Raw genomic sequence first — 18640 nt, 5'->3', positions numbered from 1 at the left:
CCGAAGAAGCCGCCGGTGGTGCAGCAGCCGGCACAGGCCGCGCCGATGTTCCGCGATTTCTTCGGCTTCGGCTCTCCGCAGCCACCGCCGCGTCAGCTGGCGCCGGCGCCCGGGCCGCGCAATCCGAATCTCAATCCAGGGGCTCCACGTCCGCCGGGTAACGTCGGACGCTCCGCCGAGATGTTCCGGTAATTGCCGCCGTGTCCCGGACGCGGCGCAGCACCTCTTGGTGTTGCGACGCAGAGCCGGGACCCAGCTCTCTCACGCCAACTCTCTTACAAAAGAATGGGCCCCGGCTCTGCGCAGCAGCGCTCTGGCGCTGCAGCGCGTCCGGGGCACGAGTGAGTGCTTGTCGCTTAGCCGTTAGTAGCGCCAGCGCGGCGGCGGACGGCGCGCAGGCCGCGACATCAGAAGTGCGAGCGCAAACCCGATGCCGCCGGCGACCAGCAGCGAGCCGAGCGGATTGTCCTGCACTTTCTTCGACAGTGCCTGTGTCCCATCGCGGAAAGTCTCGCCGCTGTTCTCATAGGCGTCCTTGGCGTAGCCGGCGGCGGTGTCCGTGGCATCGCGCACGGCATCCTTGGCCTGGCCATAGAGATTCTGCACCGTGCCCGCAGCTTCCCGGGCCTTGCCCGATGCCTGCGTCTTCGCGTCGCCTGCCATGTCTCCGATCGCGCCTTCCGCGCGTCCGGCATATTCCTTGGCCGATCCAACAATTCGATCCGTATCCATGATGCTCCTCCTCGGGGGTCAGCCCAAGTAACCGATCAGGAGCAGCGCAGTTCCAAGTCGTGACGAAAGTGTAGCCCGGATGAGCGAAGCGGCATCCGGGACTTTGCTTACACCGTTCCCGGGTATCGCTGCGCTCACCCGGGCTACAAGATGAGCCCTCTACAGAATCAGCCCGCCATCGACGACCAGCGTCTGGCCGATGATGTAGGACGACAGCGGCGAGGCCAGGAACAGCGCCGCGCCTGCCATGTCGGCCGGCGTGCCCAATCGCCGCAGGGGGATGCGCGCGAGCGCGCCTTCGAGCCGCTTCGGATTGTCCGTCGTCACCTTCGTCATCTTGGTGTCGACGAGCCCGGGCGCGATGCCGTTGACGCGGATGCCGTCCCCGGCCCAGGCCTCACCCAGCGTCCGCGTCAATCCGACCGCACCGGTCTTCGAGGCGTTATAGGCGGGATTGCCCATGGTCGAATGATAGGCCGCGGTCGAGGACACCATGATCAGCGCGCCCCCGGAATCCCGCAACATGGAATGAAATCGCGTGGCGCAGGCCATCAGGCTCATGAGATTGACCTCGACCACCTTGCGGAAGCCGCTCATCTCGAATTCGCCGCGATAGAGCACCGCGCCTTGCGCGAGCACGAGCACGTCGAGCCTGTCCAAGGACGGCTTGAACGCCTCGATCGCACTGGGGTTGCCGACGTCGAGCTGCGCATAAGACAGGCCCGTGAGATCAGAGCCCTCCTCGATCGAATAATCCTGCGGCTGTGCCCGCGTGCCGCACACCGCGACACGCGCGCCCCTCGTGCGAAAAGCCTGCGCGATACCGTTGCCGATCCCGCTCGAACCGCCGACGACCAGCACCTGCTTGCCTGAGAAATCGAGCTCGTTCGCCATCGCGGCCTCCCTTTTCGTCTTGCTTGTTTGACCTGTCTGCGGATCGATGCCAGCCTTGTCAATCATAACAAGAACAAGCGGCTTCCTGAGGAAACAACATGTCCGAGTTCAAAGAGCTCAGCCGGTCCGTCAAGGGCCTGACCGTTCTCGTCACCGGCGCGGCCAGCGGCATGGGGCGCGCGACCGCGCGCTTGTTCGCCGCAGAAGGCGCCAACGTCGCCGTCACCGATTTCGACGGCGAAGGCGCGCGTGCGGTTGCCAAGGAGATTGCCGCGAGTGGCGGCGCAGGAAAGGCTTGGGAGCTCGACGTTGCCGACGGTGACGAGATCAAGCGCGTCGTCGGTGAGGTCGCCGCGCATTTCGGCGCAATCGACATCATCGTCAACAATGCCGGCATCTCGGTGCGGGTTGCGATCGACGACGAGGGCTATGAGGACGCCTGGGCCAGAGGCATCGCGGTGATGCTGACGGCGCATCCGCGCATCATCCGCGCTGCGCTGCCGCACTTGCGCAAATCGAACAGCCCGCGCATCGTCAACATCGCCTCGACCGAGGCGCTCGGCGCCACCGCGTTGCACAGCCCCTATTCAGCAGCGAAGGGCGGCGTAGCGAGCCTCACCCGTTCGCTGGCGGTGGAGCTCGGCCGCGAGGGCATCACCGTCAATTGCATCTGCCCGGGCCCGGTCCGCACAGGGATCACCGACCGCATCTCCGAGGAGCACAAGACGATCTACGCCAAGCGCCGCACCGCACTCGGCCGCTACGGCGATCCCGAGGAGGTCGCGCATATGACGCTGAGCCTCTGTCTGCCGGCCGCGTCCTTCCTCACGGGCGCGGTGATCCCGGTCGACGGCGGGCTGATGGCGCGGAACGCGTAAGCGCCATCAAAGGTGCCGTAGAGCGTAGCCCGGATGAGCGAAGCGACATCCGGGACTTTGCTTGCACCGTTCCCGGGTATCGCTGCGCTCACCCGGGCTATGTCGTGCCTGCTACGGACAGCTATACGCGCCGAGCGTTGACAACCACGAGTGCGGGAGTAGCTTTTCCTCGACAGAGCGGGACCAACCGCTCGCAGCTCCGGGAGATAGCGCCATGACGATCGCCATCCGCCAGCTTCACAGCCATTTTGTCGGCGAGGTCTCCGGACTCGATCTGCGAAAGCCGCTCACACCGGCTGAGGCGCGCGAGATCGAAGCCGCGATGGACAAATATGCGGTGCTGGTTTTCCACGACCAGGACATCACCGACGAGCAGCAGATGGCGTTCGCGCTGAATTTCGGTCAGCGCGAGGAAGCGCGCGGCGGCAACATCACCAAGGCGGATGAATACCGCCTCACCTCGGGCCTGAATGACGTCTCCAACCTTGGCAAGGACGGCAAGCCGCTGCCGAAGGACAGCCGCGCCAATCTCTTCAACCTCGGCAATTGCCTGTGGCACTCCGACAGCTCGTTTCGCCCGATCCCTGCAAAGTTCTCGCTGCTGTCGGCGCGGGTGGTGAACCCGAAGGGCGGCAACACCGAATTCGCCGACATGCGCGCCGCCTATGACGCGCTCGACGACGACACCAAGGCGGAGATCGATGACCTCGTCTGCGAACACTCGCTGATGTATTCGCGGGGATCGCTCGGCTTCACCGAATATACCGACGAAGAGAAGGAGATGTTCAAGCCGGTGCTGCAACGGCTGGTGCGCACCCATCCCGTCCATCGCCGCAAGTCGCTCTATCTGTCATCGCACGCGGGCAAGATCGTCGGCATGAGCGTGCCGGAAGGGCGGCTGCTGCTGCGCGATCTCAACGAGCACGCGACGCAGGCCCAGTTCGTCTACGTGCACAAATGGAAGCTGCACGACCTCGTGATGTGGGACAACCGCCAGACCATGCACCGCGTCCGCCGCTACGACCAGTCGCAACCTCGCGACATGCGCCGCGCGACCGTGGCGGGCACGGAGCCGACGGTGCAGCAGCAGGCGGCGGAGTAGCGACATATTCCGCTGTCGTCCCGGACAAGCGAAGCGCAGATCCGGGACCCAACCACCGGACGTGGTTTGGCGAAGACCCGGAGTGACCGGCCTGCCTCAAACTTCATCCTGGGAGTATGGGTCCCGGGTCTGCGCGCGCTTGAGGCGCGCTTGTCCGGGACGACAGCGGAGGATGACGCAACGAGTGCGCTGGAGCTACGCGTGCCCGGCCTCGTTCGAGAGCATGCCGGGATCGATGCCGATCTTGCGCAAGGCGCGGCCGTACTTGTCGTCGACGTCGTCGCCGAAAATCAAATCCGCGTCTGCATCGCAGTGCAGCCAGCCGTTGCTCTGGATCTCGGTCTCGAGCTGGCCCGGCGCCCAGCCGGCATAGCCGAGCGCGAGAATGGCGTGCTTGGGGCCGGAGCCGTTGGCGATGGCGCGCAGGATGTCGACGGTCGCCGTGAGGCAGACACCCTCATCGATCCGCAGCGTCGCGTTTTCGATGTAGAAGTCGCTGGAATGCAGCACGAAGCCGCGGCCGGTATCGACCGGGCCGCCGCGCAGCACCTTCATGCTTTCGGCGTTCTCCGGCAGCTTGATGTGCTCGCCCTTCTTGATGATGCCGAGCTGCTGCAAGAGCTCGGGGAAGTCGATGCTGCCAGCCGGGTGGTTCACGATGATGCCCATCGCTCCCTCCGCCGAATGGGCGCAGAGATAGATCACCGAACGCTCGAAGCGGGAATCGCCCATCACCGGCATCGCGATCAGCAGCCGGCCGTCGAGATAACCGGCCGAATTGGGGAGCGCGGGGCCTGCCCTGCGGGTGCTTTCGCCCGTCCTCTTGCCTGTGGGAGCCATCGCTAAAGCACTCCGGTTTCAATTCCTATCCTGATGTCGGGCCGGGCCGCTGTCAAATCAAGGCTTGCAGAGACGCGATTCAAGTGCATCCATCACAAGCAATTCAATGGTTTGCCCCGGGGTGACCCTGTAAAGACGTGCTATGCTCCCAAGAGTTCCCCTGCGTGCGGCGATTGGCGTCGCGACAACCCTGCTTGCGTCGTCGCTGGCGATCGCAGCCCGCGCCGATGACGCTTCGCCGTGGCAGCGCGACGGCCACTCCGCGGTGCGGTTATTGGCGGGATCGCGCAGTGGCGCAGTCCTGCTCGGCGGTATTGCCTTCCAGCTCCAGCAGGGGTGGAAGACCTACTGGCGCATGCCCGGGGATTCCGGGGTGCCGCCGCGGTTCGACTTCTCGAAGTCGGACAATGTCGAGGCGGTGACGGTGATGTGGCCTGCACCGCTGAAATTCGACGACGGCGCGGGCGGCCATTCGATCGGCTATCACAACCAGATCGTGCTGCCGTTGCGCATCGTCGCCAAGGCCGCCGACAAGCCCGTGACCTTGCGCGCCGAGATCCATTACGCGGTGTGCGAGAAGCTCTGCATTCCGGTCGAGGCCAGCGCCGAGCTCGGCTTCAACAGCGTCGCCTCGACCGAGGATGCCAATTTGCGAGCCGCGCTCGATACGGTGCCCAAGCCTGCCAATATCGGTGATCCCAATCCGCTCACCATCCGCGACGTCAAGCGCGACGGACCCAAGAATGTGATCGTCGACGTCGTTGTTCCTGATAGCCGCAACGTCAATTTGTACGTGGAAGGGCCGACTCCCGATTGGGCGTTGCCGATCCCGACCCAGGTCGAGCCCAGCCCGGTCGGCGTCAAACGTTTCTCGTTCGAGCTCGATGGATTGCCGCCGGGCGCCAAGCCCGACGGCGCAGCGCTGAAGTTCACGCTGGTCGGACCGGAGAAGTCCTACGAGTTCAATACGAATCTGGAATAGGTCGTCGCGGATGGCGCAACGAAGCCGATCAGGATGCAGGGCAAACCTTCGAGGCCTGCTTTTCCTGCAACTTCTTCGTGCAATACAGGCTGCATCGCTGACCGCCGACCTTGGCGCAGGCCGCCAGGCACTTCTCGTATGAGCATCCCCACGCATCCGCCCGCGCGGGTGTCATGGAATAGAGATCGAAGCCGGCCAATGCGGCGAGCACGGTCACGCACGTCATAAATCGAGTCATCAATCGCTCCTTCTGAAATGACGTTCAACGCAAGCGTCTGCCGGGACCGCGAACTGTTGTGGTCTCCGCCCGGCATCGCGCCAATTCCATGCACGAGCATGCCGGCCCGCACATATTCCAAATGCCTCCACTATGCCGCGAGCATAATTCGAAGCGGCGCAGGACGTCACCCCTCCAAATAGGCAGGATGGAAACTTCCTGGATGAAGTGACAACCGCAACAGCGCCGCCTGACCCGGCATGCGAAACGATGCTCGCCGCGCCGGCCTTGGCGGGACGCGGCCGGAGGCGTTCCAACCGAATCTTAAGGAATGGTTGCTAAGTCCCAGGCCTGCCGCAGCATGCGCGCGCTCCGGGGACCGTTCGAATTGGCCGTGATGGATGCAGAACCCGCAACAACCGGACCGGCCGGGCTGATTGCACGGCTGCGAGCCAAGCTGACGGGCGGCCCGAGCGAGGCATCGCTGACGCGGCGGCTTGCCGGCACCATCTTCATCATCCGCGTGATCAGCGCCGGCCTCGCCTATGTCTCGCAGGTGCTGCTGGCGCGCTGGATGGGCACGTCCGACTACGGCATCTATGTCTATGTGTGGACCTGGGTGCTGCTGCTCGGCAGCATGATGGATTTCGGCATCTCGGCCTCGGCGCAGAAAATCATTCCGGAGTATCGCAGCAGCGGCGAGCAGGCGTTGCTGCGCGGCTTTCTCTCCGGCAGCCGCTGGCTGACCTTCGCCGTGTCCACGCTGGTCTCCCTCGCCCTTGCCGGCATCGTCAAGCTGCTGTCGCCCTGGATCGACCCGGCCGAGCAGCTGCCGCTCTATATCGGCTGCATGACGCTGCCGGCCTTCGTCGTTGCCAACACCCAGGACGGCATCGCGCGCTCGCATGACTGGATGCAGCTCGGCCTGATGCCGCAATTCATCATCCGCCAGGCGCTGATTATCGGCATCACGGCCATTGCGTTCCTGCTCGGCTATCATCTCGGCGCGGTCGCCGCGATGGCCGCGAGCGCGGGCGCGGTCTGGATCGCGATGACCGGGCAGATGGTGGTGCTGAACCGCAAGCTCGCCGATCATATCGCGCCCGGCCCCAAGACCTATGACATCGGCGGCTGGCTCGCCGTCTCGCTGCCGATCCTGCTGGTGGAGAGCTTCTACCTGCTGCTGTCCTACACCGACGTGCTGGTGCTGCAGCAATTCCGCCCCTCCGACGAGGTCGGCGTCTATTTCGCTGTCGTGAAGACGCTGGCGCTGGTCTCCTTCATCCACTATGCGATGTCGGCGACGACGGCGCACCGCTTCGCCGAATACAACGCAAGCGGCGACAAGGCACGGCTGTCGGCCTATGTCGCGCATGCGATCGGCTGGACGTTCTGGCCGTCGCTGGCGGCGACCATCGTGCTGCTCGCGCTCGGCAAGCCGCTGCTCTGGCTGTTCGGGCCGCAATTCGTGATCGGCTACGACATCATGTTCGTCGCCGCGATTGGCCTGGTGGTGCGCTCCGCGATCGGCCCGGTCGAACGGCTGCTCAACATGCTCGGTCAGCAGAAGATCTGCGCGCTCGCATATGCACTGGCCTTCGTGATGAACCTCCTGCTCTGCATCGCGCTGGTCCCGCGCTACGGCGGCCACGGCGCCGCGGCCGCAACCTCGATCTCCCTCACCTTCGAAACGGTGCTCTTGTTCTGGATCGTGCGGCAGCGGCTCGGTCTGCACGTGCTGGCGTTCGGCAAATAGGCGCTGCGCGCCTGACGTGCTCGCTGCTTCCTCAGGGAACGGCTCTGTCAGAGCACGTACAGGAACGAGGCAAAACGCCTCTCCTTCGTGAACCTGATGCAAAATTTTTCTTATTCTGCCCAGGCGGTTGCGCATTAGGGGAACTTTATTCTACGTCGTATTGCCTAACCGACGAGATCAACCTAAGATTCCCCTGATATGTTCGATCCACTCTACGTCGCCTCAGGATTCGGCGTCGGCCTGCTTGTCGGGATGACCGGCGTGGGCGGCGGCTCGTTGATGACGCCGCTCTTGATCCTGCTGTTCGGCGTCCATCCCTCCACAGCGGTCGGAACCGACCTGCTCTATGCCGCCGCCACCAAGACCGGCGGCAGCGTGGTGCATGGCTGGTCGCGCAGCGTGCACTGGCCGGCGGTGCTGCGGCTCGCCTGCGGCAGCATTCCCGCGAGCGCGCTGACGCTGCTGGTGCTGTGGAAGCTCGACCTCAAGAGCGATTCCGAGCGCAACCTGGTCAATCTGGTGCTGTGCTTCGCGCTGCTACTGACCGCGACGTCGCTGATCTTCCGCAAATCCATCATGGAGCGTTATCGCCGCCGGCTCGAACAGGTCGGCGAGCGCGTCACCGCCATTGCGACCGTCGTCACCGGCATCGTGCTCGGCGTGCTGGTCTCGATTTCGTCGGTCGGCGCCGGCGCGGTCGGCGTGACCGTGCTGCTGCTGCTCTACCCTCGCCTGCCCATGGTGACCATCGTCGGCTCCGATATCGCCCATGCGGTGCCGCTGACACTGGTCGCCGGCATCGGGCACTGGGCGCTCGGCGATGTGGATTGGGCCCTGATGGGCGTGCTGCTGATGGGCTCACTGCCCGGCATCATCGTCGGCAGCTTCAGCGCCACGCGCGTGCCCGAGACGGTGCTGCGCCTGACGCTTGCGAGCGTCCTGTTCGTGGTCGCAGGCAAAATCATGTTTGCCGAGCTGCACCTGTCCTCGGCCTTCGTGACGGCGCTCGCCTGGGGACATTGAGTGGGAAGCGAACGCCCGGAATCGTAGGGCGGGCAAAGCGAAGCGTGCCCACCGTTTTCTCCCAATTGCGGAAGCATGGTGGGCACGGCGCTGGCGCGCCTTTGCCCACCCTACGGCACCCCGCCCTACTCCGCGGTCCAGCCGCCGTCGATCGAGAGGTTGGTGCCGGTGATCTGCGCGGCGTCGTCGCCACACAGGAACAGCGCCAGCGCGGCGACCTGCTCCGAGGTGACGAACTCCTTGGTCGGCTGCGCATCGAGCAGCACGTCGTTGATGACCTGCTCGCGCGTCAGATTGCGCGCCTTCATCGTGTCGGGGATCTGCCTCTCCACCAGCGGCGTCCAGACATAGCCCGGGCTGATGCAGTTGCAGGTGATCTTGTGGGTCGCAACTTCCAGCGCCACGGTCTTGGTGAGACCGGCGATGCCGTGCTTGGCCGAGACATAGGCCGACTTGAAGGGCGAGGCGACCAGCGAATGCGCCGAAGCCGTGTTGATGATGCGGCCCCAGCCCTTCTTCTTCATGCCGGGCACGGCGGCGCGGATGGCGTGGAAGGCCGAGGACAGATTGATCGCGATGATCTGGTCCCACTTCTCGAGCGGAAACTCCTCGATCGGCGAGACGAACTGGATACCGGCATTGTTGACGAGGATGTCGACCGAGCCGAAGGTCTTCTCTCCGAGCGCGATCATCCCGGCGATCTCGGCGGGCTTGGTCATGTCGGCCGGCGAATAGATCGCCTTCACCTTGAAGTCCTGTTCGATCTTGGCGCGCTCCTTCTCGATGTCTTCCGGGGAGCCGAAGCCGTTGATGACAACATTCGCTCCGGCTGCGGCAAAGGCACGCGCGTAAGCGAGCCCGATGCCGCTGGTTGAACCGGTCACGACGGCATTCTTGCCTGACAGACTACCCATGCTATTCGCTCCTTTTTGGCGGGGGTGCGGTGACGTCCCCCGTGAGATCGTAGGTCACCATGGTCTCGCCGGACTGAGGCCGCTCGAGCCAGTCCTTGTGGCGCATCGACAGATGCACGTCCTTCACCCCGGCCTCCCAATGCTCGACCATGGCGACGTGGGAGAAGTCGTAATCCTTCGCCGAGGATTCGTAGTTCTTGCTGCGGTAGATCAGGTGCACCACGGTGACGGTGCTTTCGCGCGATATCTTCGCGAGGAATTCGACCGAAGGATCGTTCTTCAGATAATCCGGCAATTTGCCGATCAGGTCGCGCACGGCCCTTCGGGCGTTGTGGATCTGCTTGTTCTTGTCCGTGTTCATCCGCGTACGGCTGGAGAAGCGGATGTCCTTCTCGCGCTCGGCGGCCTCCAGCAGCGACGTCGGCAGATCGCCGCGCGCGGAAAACAGGTCGACCTGGAAGATCAGCATGTCGCGATCGATCTCGGCATCGAGCACATAGTCGAGCGGGGTGTTGGAGGCGATGCCGCCGTCCCAATAATGCTCGCCGTCGATCATGACGGACGGAAACCCGGGCGGCAGCGCGCCGGAGGCCATGATGTGCTCGGGGCCGATGGTCTTGCCCAGCTTCTTGAACTCGTAATTGTCGAAATACCTGAAGTTGCCGGAGGTGACGCCGACCGCGCCGACCGACAGGCGCGTCTTCAGGTCGTTGATGCGGTCGAAATCGACCAGACGCTCCAGCGTCTTCTTCAGCGGTGCGGTGTCGTAGTAGCTCTCAGCTTCGGGATGCCCCGGCGGCCAGAGCGGCGCCGGCGGAATGCGCGGCGTGAAGAAGCCGGGCACACCGAAAGTCGCAATCAGTGCGGCACTGGTCGAATTGAACAGCTCGCGGCTGCGGTCACTCTTGCCGATCGGTTTCCACGGCACCGGCGCGGAGACCATTTCCCAGAATTCCTTCAGCCGCTTGACGCGGGTCGGGCCCTCATTGCCGGCGATGATGGCGGCGTTGACCGCGCCGATCGAGATGCCGGCGACCCATTCCGGCTCGAAGCCGTGGCCGCACAGCGCTTGATGGGCGCCGGCCTGGTAGGAGCCAAGCGCGCCGCCGCCCTGCAGGACCAGGACGCGTTGCGCATTCGCGGGGATGCTGGGGGATTGCGGGCTATGATCGGTCATGGGGGAACAATAGCAAATGGCACAATAGCAAATGGCACGCCACCGTGGCGACACTCCGCCGCGGCGTCAATGCATGCTGGGATCAAGTCTGGCTTATCGGGGCTCGGTCGACGCCAGGATCATGGTCCAGAACACCTTGTATTTGGTGCCTGGAGCATAGCTTGCCGCGATGCCCAGTTTTGTGACACCGCCCTTGAGCATGTTGGCGCGGTGCGGAGGCGAGTCGCGCCAGCCGGAAAATGCTTCCGCCAGCGTATGATAGCCGGCCGAGATGTTCTCCACCGCTACCGTCGCGGGATAGCCGCCGGCGGCCAGGCGCTTGGCCAGCGGCGCACGGACATCGTGGTCCATCTTGTTGGCCGCCGCCATGGCATTGGACTGGGATTCGGCAAGCCGCATCAGGTCGGGGTCGACGACGACGGTGCCGAGGGCGTTGTTCTGGCGGTATTGCGAGATCATGATCGCGGCCGCCGGCGCATCGAGTTTGGAGCCCGGGACCGCCATATCGGCATACATGGACGGCTGCTGGACTGGTGCCTCGTTGCCGGCACAGCCGGCGAGCAGCAAAGTGATGAGAATTGCGGCCGCAGCGCGCATGGAGGTGCCCCCGAATGAGGGGCCGTTGTTGCATACCAACCGTGGCTGAAAGGTGAATTTTGAAGAAAATCTGACCGGTGTCATTCCGGGGCAGCGCGAAGCGCTGAACTATGGTGCGCAAGCGCGCACCTGGGAATCTCACGCTACGACCTCAAGATTCCGGGTTCGATGCTTCGCATCGCCCCGGAATGACGGAGATTTCTAACCCGCGAATATCCGGTAGCGGCGCGGTTCGAGCCCGATCGTATCGCCGGCGCGCAGTTCCTTGCCGCGGGGGGCGTCGATCTCGATCGTCTCGCCGCCCGACAACGCGACCTCGGCCCGCTGTACCGGACCGAAATTGCGGACATGCTGCACGGCGCCCTCGAAGGCGCCGCTGCCGGGCGGGCCAACCAGCATGTCATGTCGCCGCACGAACAGCTTTGACGCGCCAGGCGCAATCCCGTCCGCCGCAAGCCGGAGCGGCCGGTCGCCGAGCCTGACGACGCCGCCTTCGACCTGAACCGGCAGCTCGATGGATTCGCCGATGAAGCCGTGGACGAAGGCGCTCGCGGGGCTTTCATAGACGTCGTCGGGCGAGCCAATCTGCTCGATCCGGCCCTTGTCCATCACCACGACGCGGTTGGCGACTTCCAGCGCTTCCTCCTGATCGTGCGTGACGAAGATCGAGGTGACGTGAATCTCGTGATGCAGCGAGCGTAGCCACCTTCGCAACTCTTTCCGCACCTTGGCATCGAGCGCGCCGAACGGCTCGTCGAGCAGGAGGATGCGCGGCTCGATCGCCAGCGCGCGGGCGAGCGCGATGCGCTGGCGCTGGCCGCCGGAGAGCTGGCTCGGATAGCGATCGGCGAGCCAGTCGAGCTGGACGAGATCGAGCAGCTCTTTCACCCGCGCTCGGATCGTGGCCTCGTCTTTCCGTATCGCGCGCGGCTGCACGCGCAGGCCGAAGGCAACGTTCTCGAACACCGTCATGTGGCGGAACAGTGCGTAGTGCTGGAACACGAAGCCGACATGCCGCTCGCGCGCGCCCTGCGCCAGCGCGTCCTCGCCGTTGAAGGAGACCTCGCCGGCATCAGGCCAGTCGAGGCCTGCGATAATCCGCAGCAGCGTGGTCTTGCCGGAGCCGGAGGGGCCGAGCAGCGCCAGCAATTCGCCGTCATTGACCTTGAGGTCGACGCCGTCGAGGGCTGAAAAGCCGCCGAACTTCTTGACGAGATTTTTGACTTCAATGGTCACTTGCGTCGTGTCCTTCGTCGAGGTGACGTTCGAGAACAGTCTTGGCGATCAGCGTGATCAAGGCCAGCATCGCCAGCAGCGAGGCAATCGCGAAGGCGGCGACGAACTGGTATTCGTTGTAGAGAATCTCGACCAGCAGCGGCATCGTGTTGGTCTCGCCGCGGATATGGCCGGAGACCACGGAGACTGCGCCGAACTCGCCCATCGCGCGCGCGTTGCAGAGCAGGACGCCGTAAAGCACGCCCCATTTGATGTTGGGCAGCGTGACGCGGAAAAACGTTTGCAGGCCCGAGGCGCCGAGCGAGATCGCGGCCTCCTCCTCCTGCGTGCCCTGCTCCTGCATCAGGGGGATCAGCGCGCGCGCCACGAAGGGGAAGGTGACGAAGGTGGTGGCGAGCGCGATGCCGGGCACCGCGAACAGGATCTGGATGTCGTGATCCCTGAGCCAGCCGCCGAAATAGCCCTGCGCGCCAAACAGCAGCACGAAGACGAGGCCCGAGATTACCGGGCTCACCGAGAACGGCAGGTCGATCAGCGTGATCAGGAAGGTCTTGCCCGGGAATTCGAATTTCGCAATCGCCCAGGCGGCGACGAGGCCGAACACGAGATTGAGGCCGACCGAGATTGCCGCAACCAGCAGCGTCAGCTTGATCGCGGCAAGCGCTTCCGGCTCGGCAAGCGCGGCGAAATAGGCGAGGATCCCCTTCGAGAAGGCCTGCGCGAACACGACCACCAGCGGCAGCACGACGAAGACCGTGAGGAATATCATCGCCAATGCGATGATGGCGATACGCACCGCGCGCGGCTCGGTGCGGAGGTTGTCCCGTGCCGCAGCCGCATGCGCGCGAGCCCTGGCATCGGGGGCCGAGAGCGGAACGGAGTCTGCGATCTGCATCGTCATGGCCAGCCCCTCAACGCGCCGGGATCCGGCTCTGCGACCAGCGCTGGAGCCGGTTGACGGCGAAAATGATGATGAAGGAGACGACGAGCATAACCACCGCGATGGCGGTGGCATCGGCGTAGCGGAACTCGGAGAGCCGGATCACGATCAGCAGCGGGGCGATCTCGGACACGTTGGGCAGATTGCCGGCGATGAAGATCACCGAGCCGTATTCGCCGACCGCGCGCGCGAAGGCGAGCGCGAGCCCGGTGAGCAGCGCCGGTGCGAGCGAGGGCAGAATCACACGGATGATGGTCTGCCAGCGGCTGGCCCCCAGGCTGCCCGCGGCCTCCTCGATCTCGGGGTCGAGATCCTGCAGCACCGGCTGCACAGTGCGGACCACGAAGGGAATGCCGATGAAGATCATGGCGACGAAGATGCCGACCGGCGTAAATGCCACCTTGATGCCGGCCGCGGCGAGCGGCGCCCCCAGCCAGCCCTTCTCGGCGAACAGCGCGGTCAACGCCACGCCGGCGACCGCCGTCGGCAGCGCGAAGGGCACATCGACGATGGCATCGAACAGCCGCCGGCCTGGAAAGCGATACCGCACGAGCGCCCAGACGATGATGCTGCCCATCACGAGATTGACGCAGGCCGCCGCGAACGCAAGGCCGAAGGAGACGCGCAGCGCATTCAGGGTGCGGCGGCTGGTGAGGATATTCCAGAACTGCTCGGGGCTGAGCTCGAGCGATTTCAGGAACAGCCCGGCGAGCGGAATCAGGATAATGATGGACAGCCAGGACAGCGTCAGTCCCATCGTGAGACCGAAGCCCGGCAATGTCCGGCGTCTTGCTGCGAATACGCTCACCAGGCCCCCTGCTAAAAGCCCTTAAGACAGCGCCAGATCAGTTCTTGTAGATCTGGTCAAAGATGCCGCCGTCGGCGAAATGTTCCTTCTGCGCCTTGGTCCAACCACCGAAAACGTCGTCGATCGTAAATAGTTCGACCTTGGCGAAGGCGTTTTCGTTTTTCTTGGCGATCTCGGGATCGCGCGGGCGGTAGAAATTACGTGCGGCAATTTCCTGCCCTTCCTTGGTGTACCAGTACTGGAGATAGGCATCGGCGGCGTTGCGGGTGCCTTTTTTATCGGCAACCTTGTCGACGATGGTGACCGGCGGCTCGGCGAGGATCGACTGCGGCGGCGCCACGATCTCGAACTTGTTCGCGCCGAACTCCTTCAGCGCCAGGAACGCCTCGTTCTCCCAGGCGAGCAGCACGTCGCCGACGCCACGCTCGACGAAGGTGACGGTGGCGCCGCGCGCGCCGGTATCGAGCACCGGCACCTGCTGATAGAGCTTTCCGATGAACTCCTTGGCCTTTTCGGCCGAGCCGTACTTCTTCTGCGCAAAACCCCAGGCCGCCAGATAATTCCAGCGCGCCCCGCCCGACGTCTTCGGGTTCGGCGTGATCACGGCGACGCCCGGCTTGATCAGATCGTCCCAGTCCTTGATGGCCTTGGGATTGCCCTTGCGGACGAGGAAGACGATCGTCGAGGTGTAGGGTGATGAATTCTGCGGTAGCCGCTTCTGCCAATCGGCTGTGGTGAGGCCCTTGGCCGCGATGGCATCGATGTCATAGGCGAGCGCAAGGGTCACCACATCGGCCTGCAAGCCGTCGATCACCGCGCGCGCTTGCGAGCCGCTGCCGCCATGCGACTGCTTGATCTCGACGCTCTTGCCGGTCTCCTTCTGATAGGCATTCGCAAACGCCTTGTTGAATTCGCCATAGAGCTCGCGCGTCGGATCGTACGACACGTTCAACAGGTTGATATCAGCAGCGAGAGCCGAGCTTGCCAAGAAACCCGTCAAGACGAGGCCTGCAGCGAGCGGAACGATACGGCGCATCATGTCCATCTCCATTCACTTCGCTGACGTCGGTGTCAGCGAAGGCGTGCAGGCATAACTCGGGGCGAAACGCGCTTAAGTCAACGGAACCGGATTTTCTTGTTCGCTTCGTGGCAACGCGACTGTGCTACGAAGTCTTCATCGTGTGGATGCCGCATTCTGTCTTGGCCCGGCCGCGCCAGCGACCGGCGCGTGCGTCCTCGCCATCGGCCGTTCTGCTGGTGCAAGGCATACACCCAACCGACAGAAAACCGGAGGCGGCCAGTGGATGACGCGGCAATTTGGCGCGGACGAAGATCGCCTCGAGTTCCTCACGCGAGACGTTGGCGAAGGGGTTGAACTTCAACCGCGCGCCATCGTCTTCGACGACCGGAATGTCGGCCCGCGCATTGCCCTGGAAGCGCTTCCGGCCGTTGATCCAGGCCGCGAACGGCTTCAGCGCACGCGCCAGCGGTTCCACCTTGCGGATGCGGCAGCAGGCATCGGGATCGGAGAACCAGAGGTCGCGGTCGGGATCTTCGCGCGTCAGCGCTTCCTCTGCGGGCTTGATCGAGCGAACGTCCTTCAGGCCCAGCGTCGCGATCAAGGTATCGCGATAAGCGAGCGTCTCCTCGAACAGCCAGCCGGTGTCGAGGAAGATCACCGGGATCGCCGGGTCGACGTCGGCCATGACCTTCAGCAGCGTCGCCGATTCCGTGCCGAAGGACGACACCAGCGCAAGCCTTTCACGTCCAACCGTCTTCAGCGCCGCAGCGATGATCTCAGCGGGCGAAGCATCGCGCAGGGCGCGATCGAGCTCGTCCGCCGAAGGCAACGCAGAGACGGGCGAAACCTGCGGCGCGATCGCGTTCATGTGCCCACACCTTCGGAGTGGCGGAGCTGCATGCGCCGGTGCAAAGCCGTGATACGGCCGTCGCCGGTCGGCTGGTAGAACACCGAATAGCGCTTGGCGGTCTGCATGAAGGCTTCCGCGTCGGCCTGCTTCTTGACCTCGAAGGAATCGAAGCCGGCGCGCAGCATGAACACGAACTGGTCGCGCAGGATCTGGCCGGTGGCACGCAATTCGCCGCGGTAATTGTAGCGCTCGCGCAGCAGCCGCGCCTGGCTGTAGGCGCGGCCGTCGCGGAAGGTCGGGAACACCAGCGCGACGACGGCGATCTTGCCGAGATAAGGCACGAGCTCGGCGATATCGCGGCTGTTCGGCCAGATCACGCCGACCTTGCCGGCGCGTTTAAGCAAGCCTTCCGCTTCGCCGAGGAAGCGTTCGGCCGGCACCAGGATGTCGCCGCCCTCGGGCAGCGGCGTGTCGACGGTCAGCTTGGCGAAGCTGTCGTCGGCGATCTTTCCGCCGTTAACGAGTGGCATAGACGCGCTCCTTGAAGGGTTCGACGCCGAGACGCTTCACCGTGTCCATGAACAGCTCTTCGGGCCGCTCGCGCAGCGCCAGATAGGCTTCCACGACGTCCTCGATGACATCGGCGACTTCGTCGAATTTGACACCGGGTCCGATCAAGGTGCCCAGCGCGGCGTTCTCGTCGGCACGGCCGCCGATGGTGATCTGATAGACCTCCTCGCCGTTCTTCTCGACGCCGAGAATGCCGATATGGCCGACATGGTGATGGCCGCAGGCATTGATGCAGCCGGAGATGTTGATGTGGAGGCGGCCTATCAGGTTCGCGAGCTCGTGATTGGCGAAGCGCCGCGTCAATTCCTGCGCGATCGGAATCGAGCGCGCATTCGCCAGCGAGCAATAATCGAGCCCGGGGCAGGCGATGATGTCGGTGATCAGATTGACGTTCGGGGTCGCGAGCCCGAGCTTGTCGAGCGCCTTCCACAGCGCCGGCAGGTCCCGCTTGGCGACATGCGGCAGCGCCAGGTTCTGCTCGTGGCCGACGCGGACCTCACCGAAGGAATATTTGTCGGCGAGATCGGCGAGCGCATCCATCTGCTCGGCGGTGGCATCGCCCGGAGGCGCACCGATCGGCTTCAACGAGATCGTGACGATGGAGTAGCCCTGCACCTTGTGCGGGGCCACCGAGTTCTTGCGCCACGCTTCGAAGTCGGGATCGGCCGCAGCCTGACGCAGCTCGTCCGGCATGTGCGGCAGCTTCTCGTAAGAAGGATAGGTGAAGCGCGAGCGGATATCCTCGATCACCTCGTCGTCGATCTGGAGCGAGGAGTTGCGGATGTGCTGCCACTCCTCCTCGACCTCGCGGGAGAACTTCTCGATGCCGAGCTCGTGCACCAGGATCTTGATGCGTGCCTTGTAGATGTTGTCGCGCCGGCCGTACTGATTGTAGACGCGCAGGATCGCCTCGATGTAGCTGAGGATGTCGCGACCGTGCACGAAGTGCTTGATGGTCTTGGCGATGAACGGCGTGCGGCCGAGACCGCCGCCGACCAGCACCTCGAATCCGGTCTCGCCCTTCTCGTTCTTGATCAGCCTCAAGCCGATGTCGTGGATCTTGATCGCGGCCCGGTCGTGGTCCGACGCGGTGATCGCGATCTTGAACTTGCGCGGCAGGAACGAGAATTCCGGATGCAGCGTTGTGTGCTGGCGGATCAGCTCCGACCAGATGCGCGGATCCTCGATCTCGCCTGGCGCGACGCCGGCCCACTGGTCCGAGGTGACATTGCGCATGTTGTTGCCGGAAGTCTGCATCGCATGGATGCCGACCTTGGCGAGATCCTCCAGCGCATCCGGCAGCTCGGCGAGCTTGATCCAGTTGAACTGGATGTTCTGCCGCGTGGTGAAGTGGCCGTAGCCACGGTCATATTTGCGCGCGACATGGGCGAGCGCCCGCAACTGGTTCGTTGCCAGCGTCCCATACGGGATCGCGACGCGGAACATGTAGGCGTGCAGCTGCAGGTAGACGCCGTTCTGCAGGCGCAGGATCTTGAACTCATCCTCGGTGAGCTCGCCGGAGAGGCGCCGCTTCACCTGGTCGCGGAACTCCGAGACGCGCTCGTTGACGAGCGTGCGGTCGATTTCGTCGTAAGCGTACATAAGAAAGCGCCTTAAGCCTGGGCCGACTGTCCGATGGTCACACCGGTGCGGCGGATCTGTTCGCGCAGATTGCCGGGTTCGATCTTGCCGTCCGCGCCGACCTGCACCGGGGCGATATAGGGTCCGATCGCGCCGACGTCATCGGCGACGGACTCCGCAAGCAACGCCTTGGCCTCGTCGGAGTTGCGCACGATCGCAGCTTCGGAGAGGTCCGCAGACCAGCTCTTGGCGGCGGTGCGATACACCACGATGCCGTCCCAGGTCCGGTTGGCGGTCACGATCGAGGGGCCGGCGATCTTGATCTTCTTCTGTTCAAGCGGGGAGGTCATTCGGCTGCATCCAGGAGGTCAGAGATGATTTGCTTTGGAGATTGGCGGCGAAGCGAGCCGGCATGCCGGACCACCTCGCCGATGATGAGTATGGCGGGGCCGCCTTGGGTCCGCCGCACGAGTTCGGGCAGGTCGCGCAGCGTGCCGATCGCGCCTTGCGCGTCGGGACGCG

The 18640-nt window shown here is 64.2% G+C and carries 20 protein-coding genes and 2 pseudogenes; 6 read left to right on the top strand and 16 right to left on the bottom strand.

Annotated features, from left to right (window positions below; all coding sequences use genetic code 11):
* Positions 1-192 (top strand): annotated as a pseudogene (locus MOV75_RS07185) (DUF459 domain-containing protein); the annotation flags it as partial.
* Between the two features lie 171 nt (positions 193-363).
* Here the strand turns inward: MOV75_RS07185 and MOV75_RS07180 are convergent.
* Together MOV75_RS07180 and MOV75_RS07175 are read right to left on the bottom strand one after the other, a co-directional pair.
* Positions 364-732 (bottom strand): CsbD family protein, encoded by a 369-nt coding sequence (locus tag MOV75_RS07180; protein ID WP_008546679.1) that lies wholly within the window; start codon positions 730-732, stop codon positions 364-366.
* A 159-nt stretch (positions 733-891) separates the two neighbouring features.
* Positions 892-1626, bottom strand: a complete 735-nt coding sequence (locus MOV75_RS07175) for an SDR family NAD(P)-dependent oxidoreductase (RefSeq protein WP_247005271.1) — start codon at positions 1624-1626, stop codon at positions 892-894.
* 98 nt (positions 1627-1724) lie between these two features.
* Here MOV75_RS07175 and MOV75_RS07170 point away from each other — a divergent pair, with 98 nt between their 5' ends.
* Complete coding sequence (locus tag MOV75_RS07170) at positions 1725-2504, top strand: SDR family NAD(P)-dependent oxidoreductase (protein ID WP_246924133.1); 780 nt, start codon at positions 1725-1727, stop codon at positions 2502-2504.
* A 214-nt stretch (positions 2505-2718) separates the two neighbouring features.
* Entirely contained in the window at positions 2719-3606 is an 888-nt protein-coding gene (locus tag MOV75_RS07165; protein WP_246924137.1) for a TauD/TfdA family dioxygenase, read from the top strand.
* A gap of 195 nt (positions 3607-3801) precedes the next feature.
* Here MOV75_RS07165 and MOV75_RS07160 read toward each other — a convergent pair whose 3' ends face one another.
* Positions 3802-4446, bottom strand: coding sequence for a YqgE/AlgH family protein (locus MOV75_RS07160; RefSeq protein WP_246924141.1), 645 nt, complete (start codon positions 4444-4446; stop codon positions 3802-3804).
* A gap of 142 nt (positions 4447-4588) precedes the next feature.
* Between MOV75_RS07160 and MOV75_RS07155 the strand changes: the two genes are divergently transcribed.
* Complete coding sequence (locus tag MOV75_RS07155) at positions 4589-5428, top strand: protein-disulfide reductase DsbD domain-containing protein (protein ID WP_246924153.1); 840 nt, start codon at positions 4589-4591, stop codon at positions 5426-5428.
* Here the strand turns inward: MOV75_RS07155 and MOV75_RS07150 are convergent.
* Positions 5401-5787, bottom strand: coding sequence for a hypothetical protein (locus tag MOV75_RS07150; protein WP_247005270.1), 387 nt, complete (start codon positions 5785-5787; stop codon positions 5401-5403). The two genes, MOV75_RS07155 and MOV75_RS07150, sit on opposite strands and share 28 nt — an antisense overlap.
* A 255-nt stretch (positions 5788-6042) precedes the next feature.
* Between MOV75_RS07150 and MOV75_RS07145 the strand changes: the two genes are divergently transcribed.
* Positions 6043-7401 carry a lipopolysaccharide biosynthesis protein gene (locus MOV75_RS07145; protein WP_246924198.1) on the top strand — a complete coding sequence of 453 codons (1359 nt, stop codon included), beginning with the start codon at positions 6043-6045 and terminating at the stop codon, positions 7399-7401.
* A 198-nt stretch (positions 7402-7599) separates the two neighbouring features.
* The gene (locus tag MOV75_RS07140; RefSeq protein ID WP_246924169.1) at positions 7600-8424 is read left to right on the top strand and encodes a sulfite exporter TauE/SafE family protein; all 825 of its coding nucleotides are present in this window, start codon (positions 7600-7602) and stop codon (positions 8422-8424) included.
* A gap of 125 nt (positions 8425-8549) precedes the next feature.
* Here MOV75_RS07140 and MOV75_RS07135 read toward each other — a convergent pair whose 3' ends face one another.
* The 12 genes and pseudogenes from MOV75_RS07135 to MOV75_RS42625 all read right to left on the bottom strand — a co-directional run.
* Positions 8550-9338 carry a 3-hydroxybutyrate dehydrogenase gene (locus tag MOV75_RS07135; protein ID WP_018318737.1) on the bottom strand — a complete coding sequence of 263 codons (789 nt, stop codon included), beginning with the start codon at positions 9336-9338 and terminating at the stop codon, positions 8550-8552.
* 1 nt (position 9339) lies between these two features.
* Positions 9340-10515, bottom strand: a complete 1176-nt coding sequence (locus MOV75_RS07130; protein WP_246924174.1) for a patatin-like phospholipase family protein — start codon at positions 10513-10515, stop codon at positions 9340-9342.
* Between the two features lie 93 nt (positions 10516-10608).
* Positions 10609-11112 (bottom strand): CAP domain-containing protein, encoded by a 504-nt coding sequence (locus MOV75_RS07125; protein WP_246924179.1) that lies wholly within the window; start codon positions 11110-11112, stop codon positions 10609-10611.
* Positions 11113-11313: 201 nt separating this feature from the next.
* Positions 11314-12348, bottom strand: coding sequence for a sulfate/molybdate ABC transporter ATP-binding protein (locus MOV75_RS07120; protein ID WP_246924185.1), 1035 nt, complete (start codon positions 12346-12348; stop codon positions 11314-11316).
* On the bottom strand, positions 12338-13249 hold the full coding sequence (gene cysW / locus MOV75_RS07115) for a sulfate ABC transporter permease subunit CysW (RefSeq protein ID WP_246924188.1): 912 nt from the start codon (positions 13247-13249) through the stop codon (positions 12338-12340). Before cysW ends, MOV75_RS07120 begins: the two co-directional genes overlap by 11 nt.
* 10 nt (positions 13250-13259) lie before the next feature.
* Positions 13260-14096, bottom strand: a complete 837-nt coding sequence (gene cysT, locus MOV75_RS07110; protein WP_309486929.1) for a sulfate ABC transporter permease subunit CysT — start codon at positions 14094-14096, stop codon at positions 13260-13262.
* A 37-nt stretch (positions 14097-14133) separates the two neighbouring features.
* A complete protein-coding gene (locus tag MOV75_RS07105; RefSeq protein WP_246930735.1) occupies positions 14134-15135 on the bottom strand; it encodes a sulfate ABC transporter substrate-binding protein in 1002 nt (333 codons plus the stop codon).
* Positions 15136-15259: 124 nt separating this feature from the next.
* Positions 15260-15985 (bottom strand): phosphoadenylyl-sulfate reductase, encoded by a 726-nt coding sequence (locus MOV75_RS07100; protein WP_246930737.1) that lies wholly within the window; start codon positions 15983-15985, stop codon positions 15260-15262.
* Positions 15982-16497 (bottom strand): DUF934 domain-containing protein, encoded by a 516-nt coding sequence (locus MOV75_RS07095; RefSeq protein ID WP_246930739.1) that lies wholly within the window; start codon positions 16495-16497, stop codon positions 15982-15984. Before MOV75_RS07095 ends, MOV75_RS07100 begins: the two co-directional genes overlap by 4 nt.
* Positions 16484-18139: a nitrite/sulfite reductase gene (locus MOV75_RS07090; RefSeq protein ID WP_246930741.1), complete on the bottom strand. Its 1656-nt coding sequence runs from the start codon at positions 18137-18139 to the stop codon at positions 16484-16486. The genes MOV75_RS07095 and MOV75_RS07090 overlap by 14 nt, the downstream gene beginning before the upstream one ends.
* 11 nt (positions 18140-18150) lie before the next feature.
* Complete coding sequence (locus MOV75_RS07085; protein ID WP_135166566.1) at positions 18151-18468, bottom strand: DUF2849 domain-containing protein; 318 nt, start codon at positions 18466-18468, stop codon at positions 18151-18153.
* A pseudogene (locus MOV75_RS42625) lies at positions 18465-18640 on the bottom strand (uroporphyrinogen-III C-methyltransferase); the annotation flags it as partial. The pseudogene MOV75_RS42625 and the gene MOV75_RS07085, both read right to left, overlap by 4 nt.

Source organism: Bradyrhizobium sp. PRIMUS42 (assembly GCF_023006515.1).
Taxonomy (GTDB): Bacteria; Pseudomonadota; Alphaproteobacteria; order Rhizobiales; family Xanthobacteraceae; genus Bradyrhizobium.
Note: the sequence above shows the minus strand (reverse complement) of the source record. Positions and strands in the feature narration are given on the sequence as shown.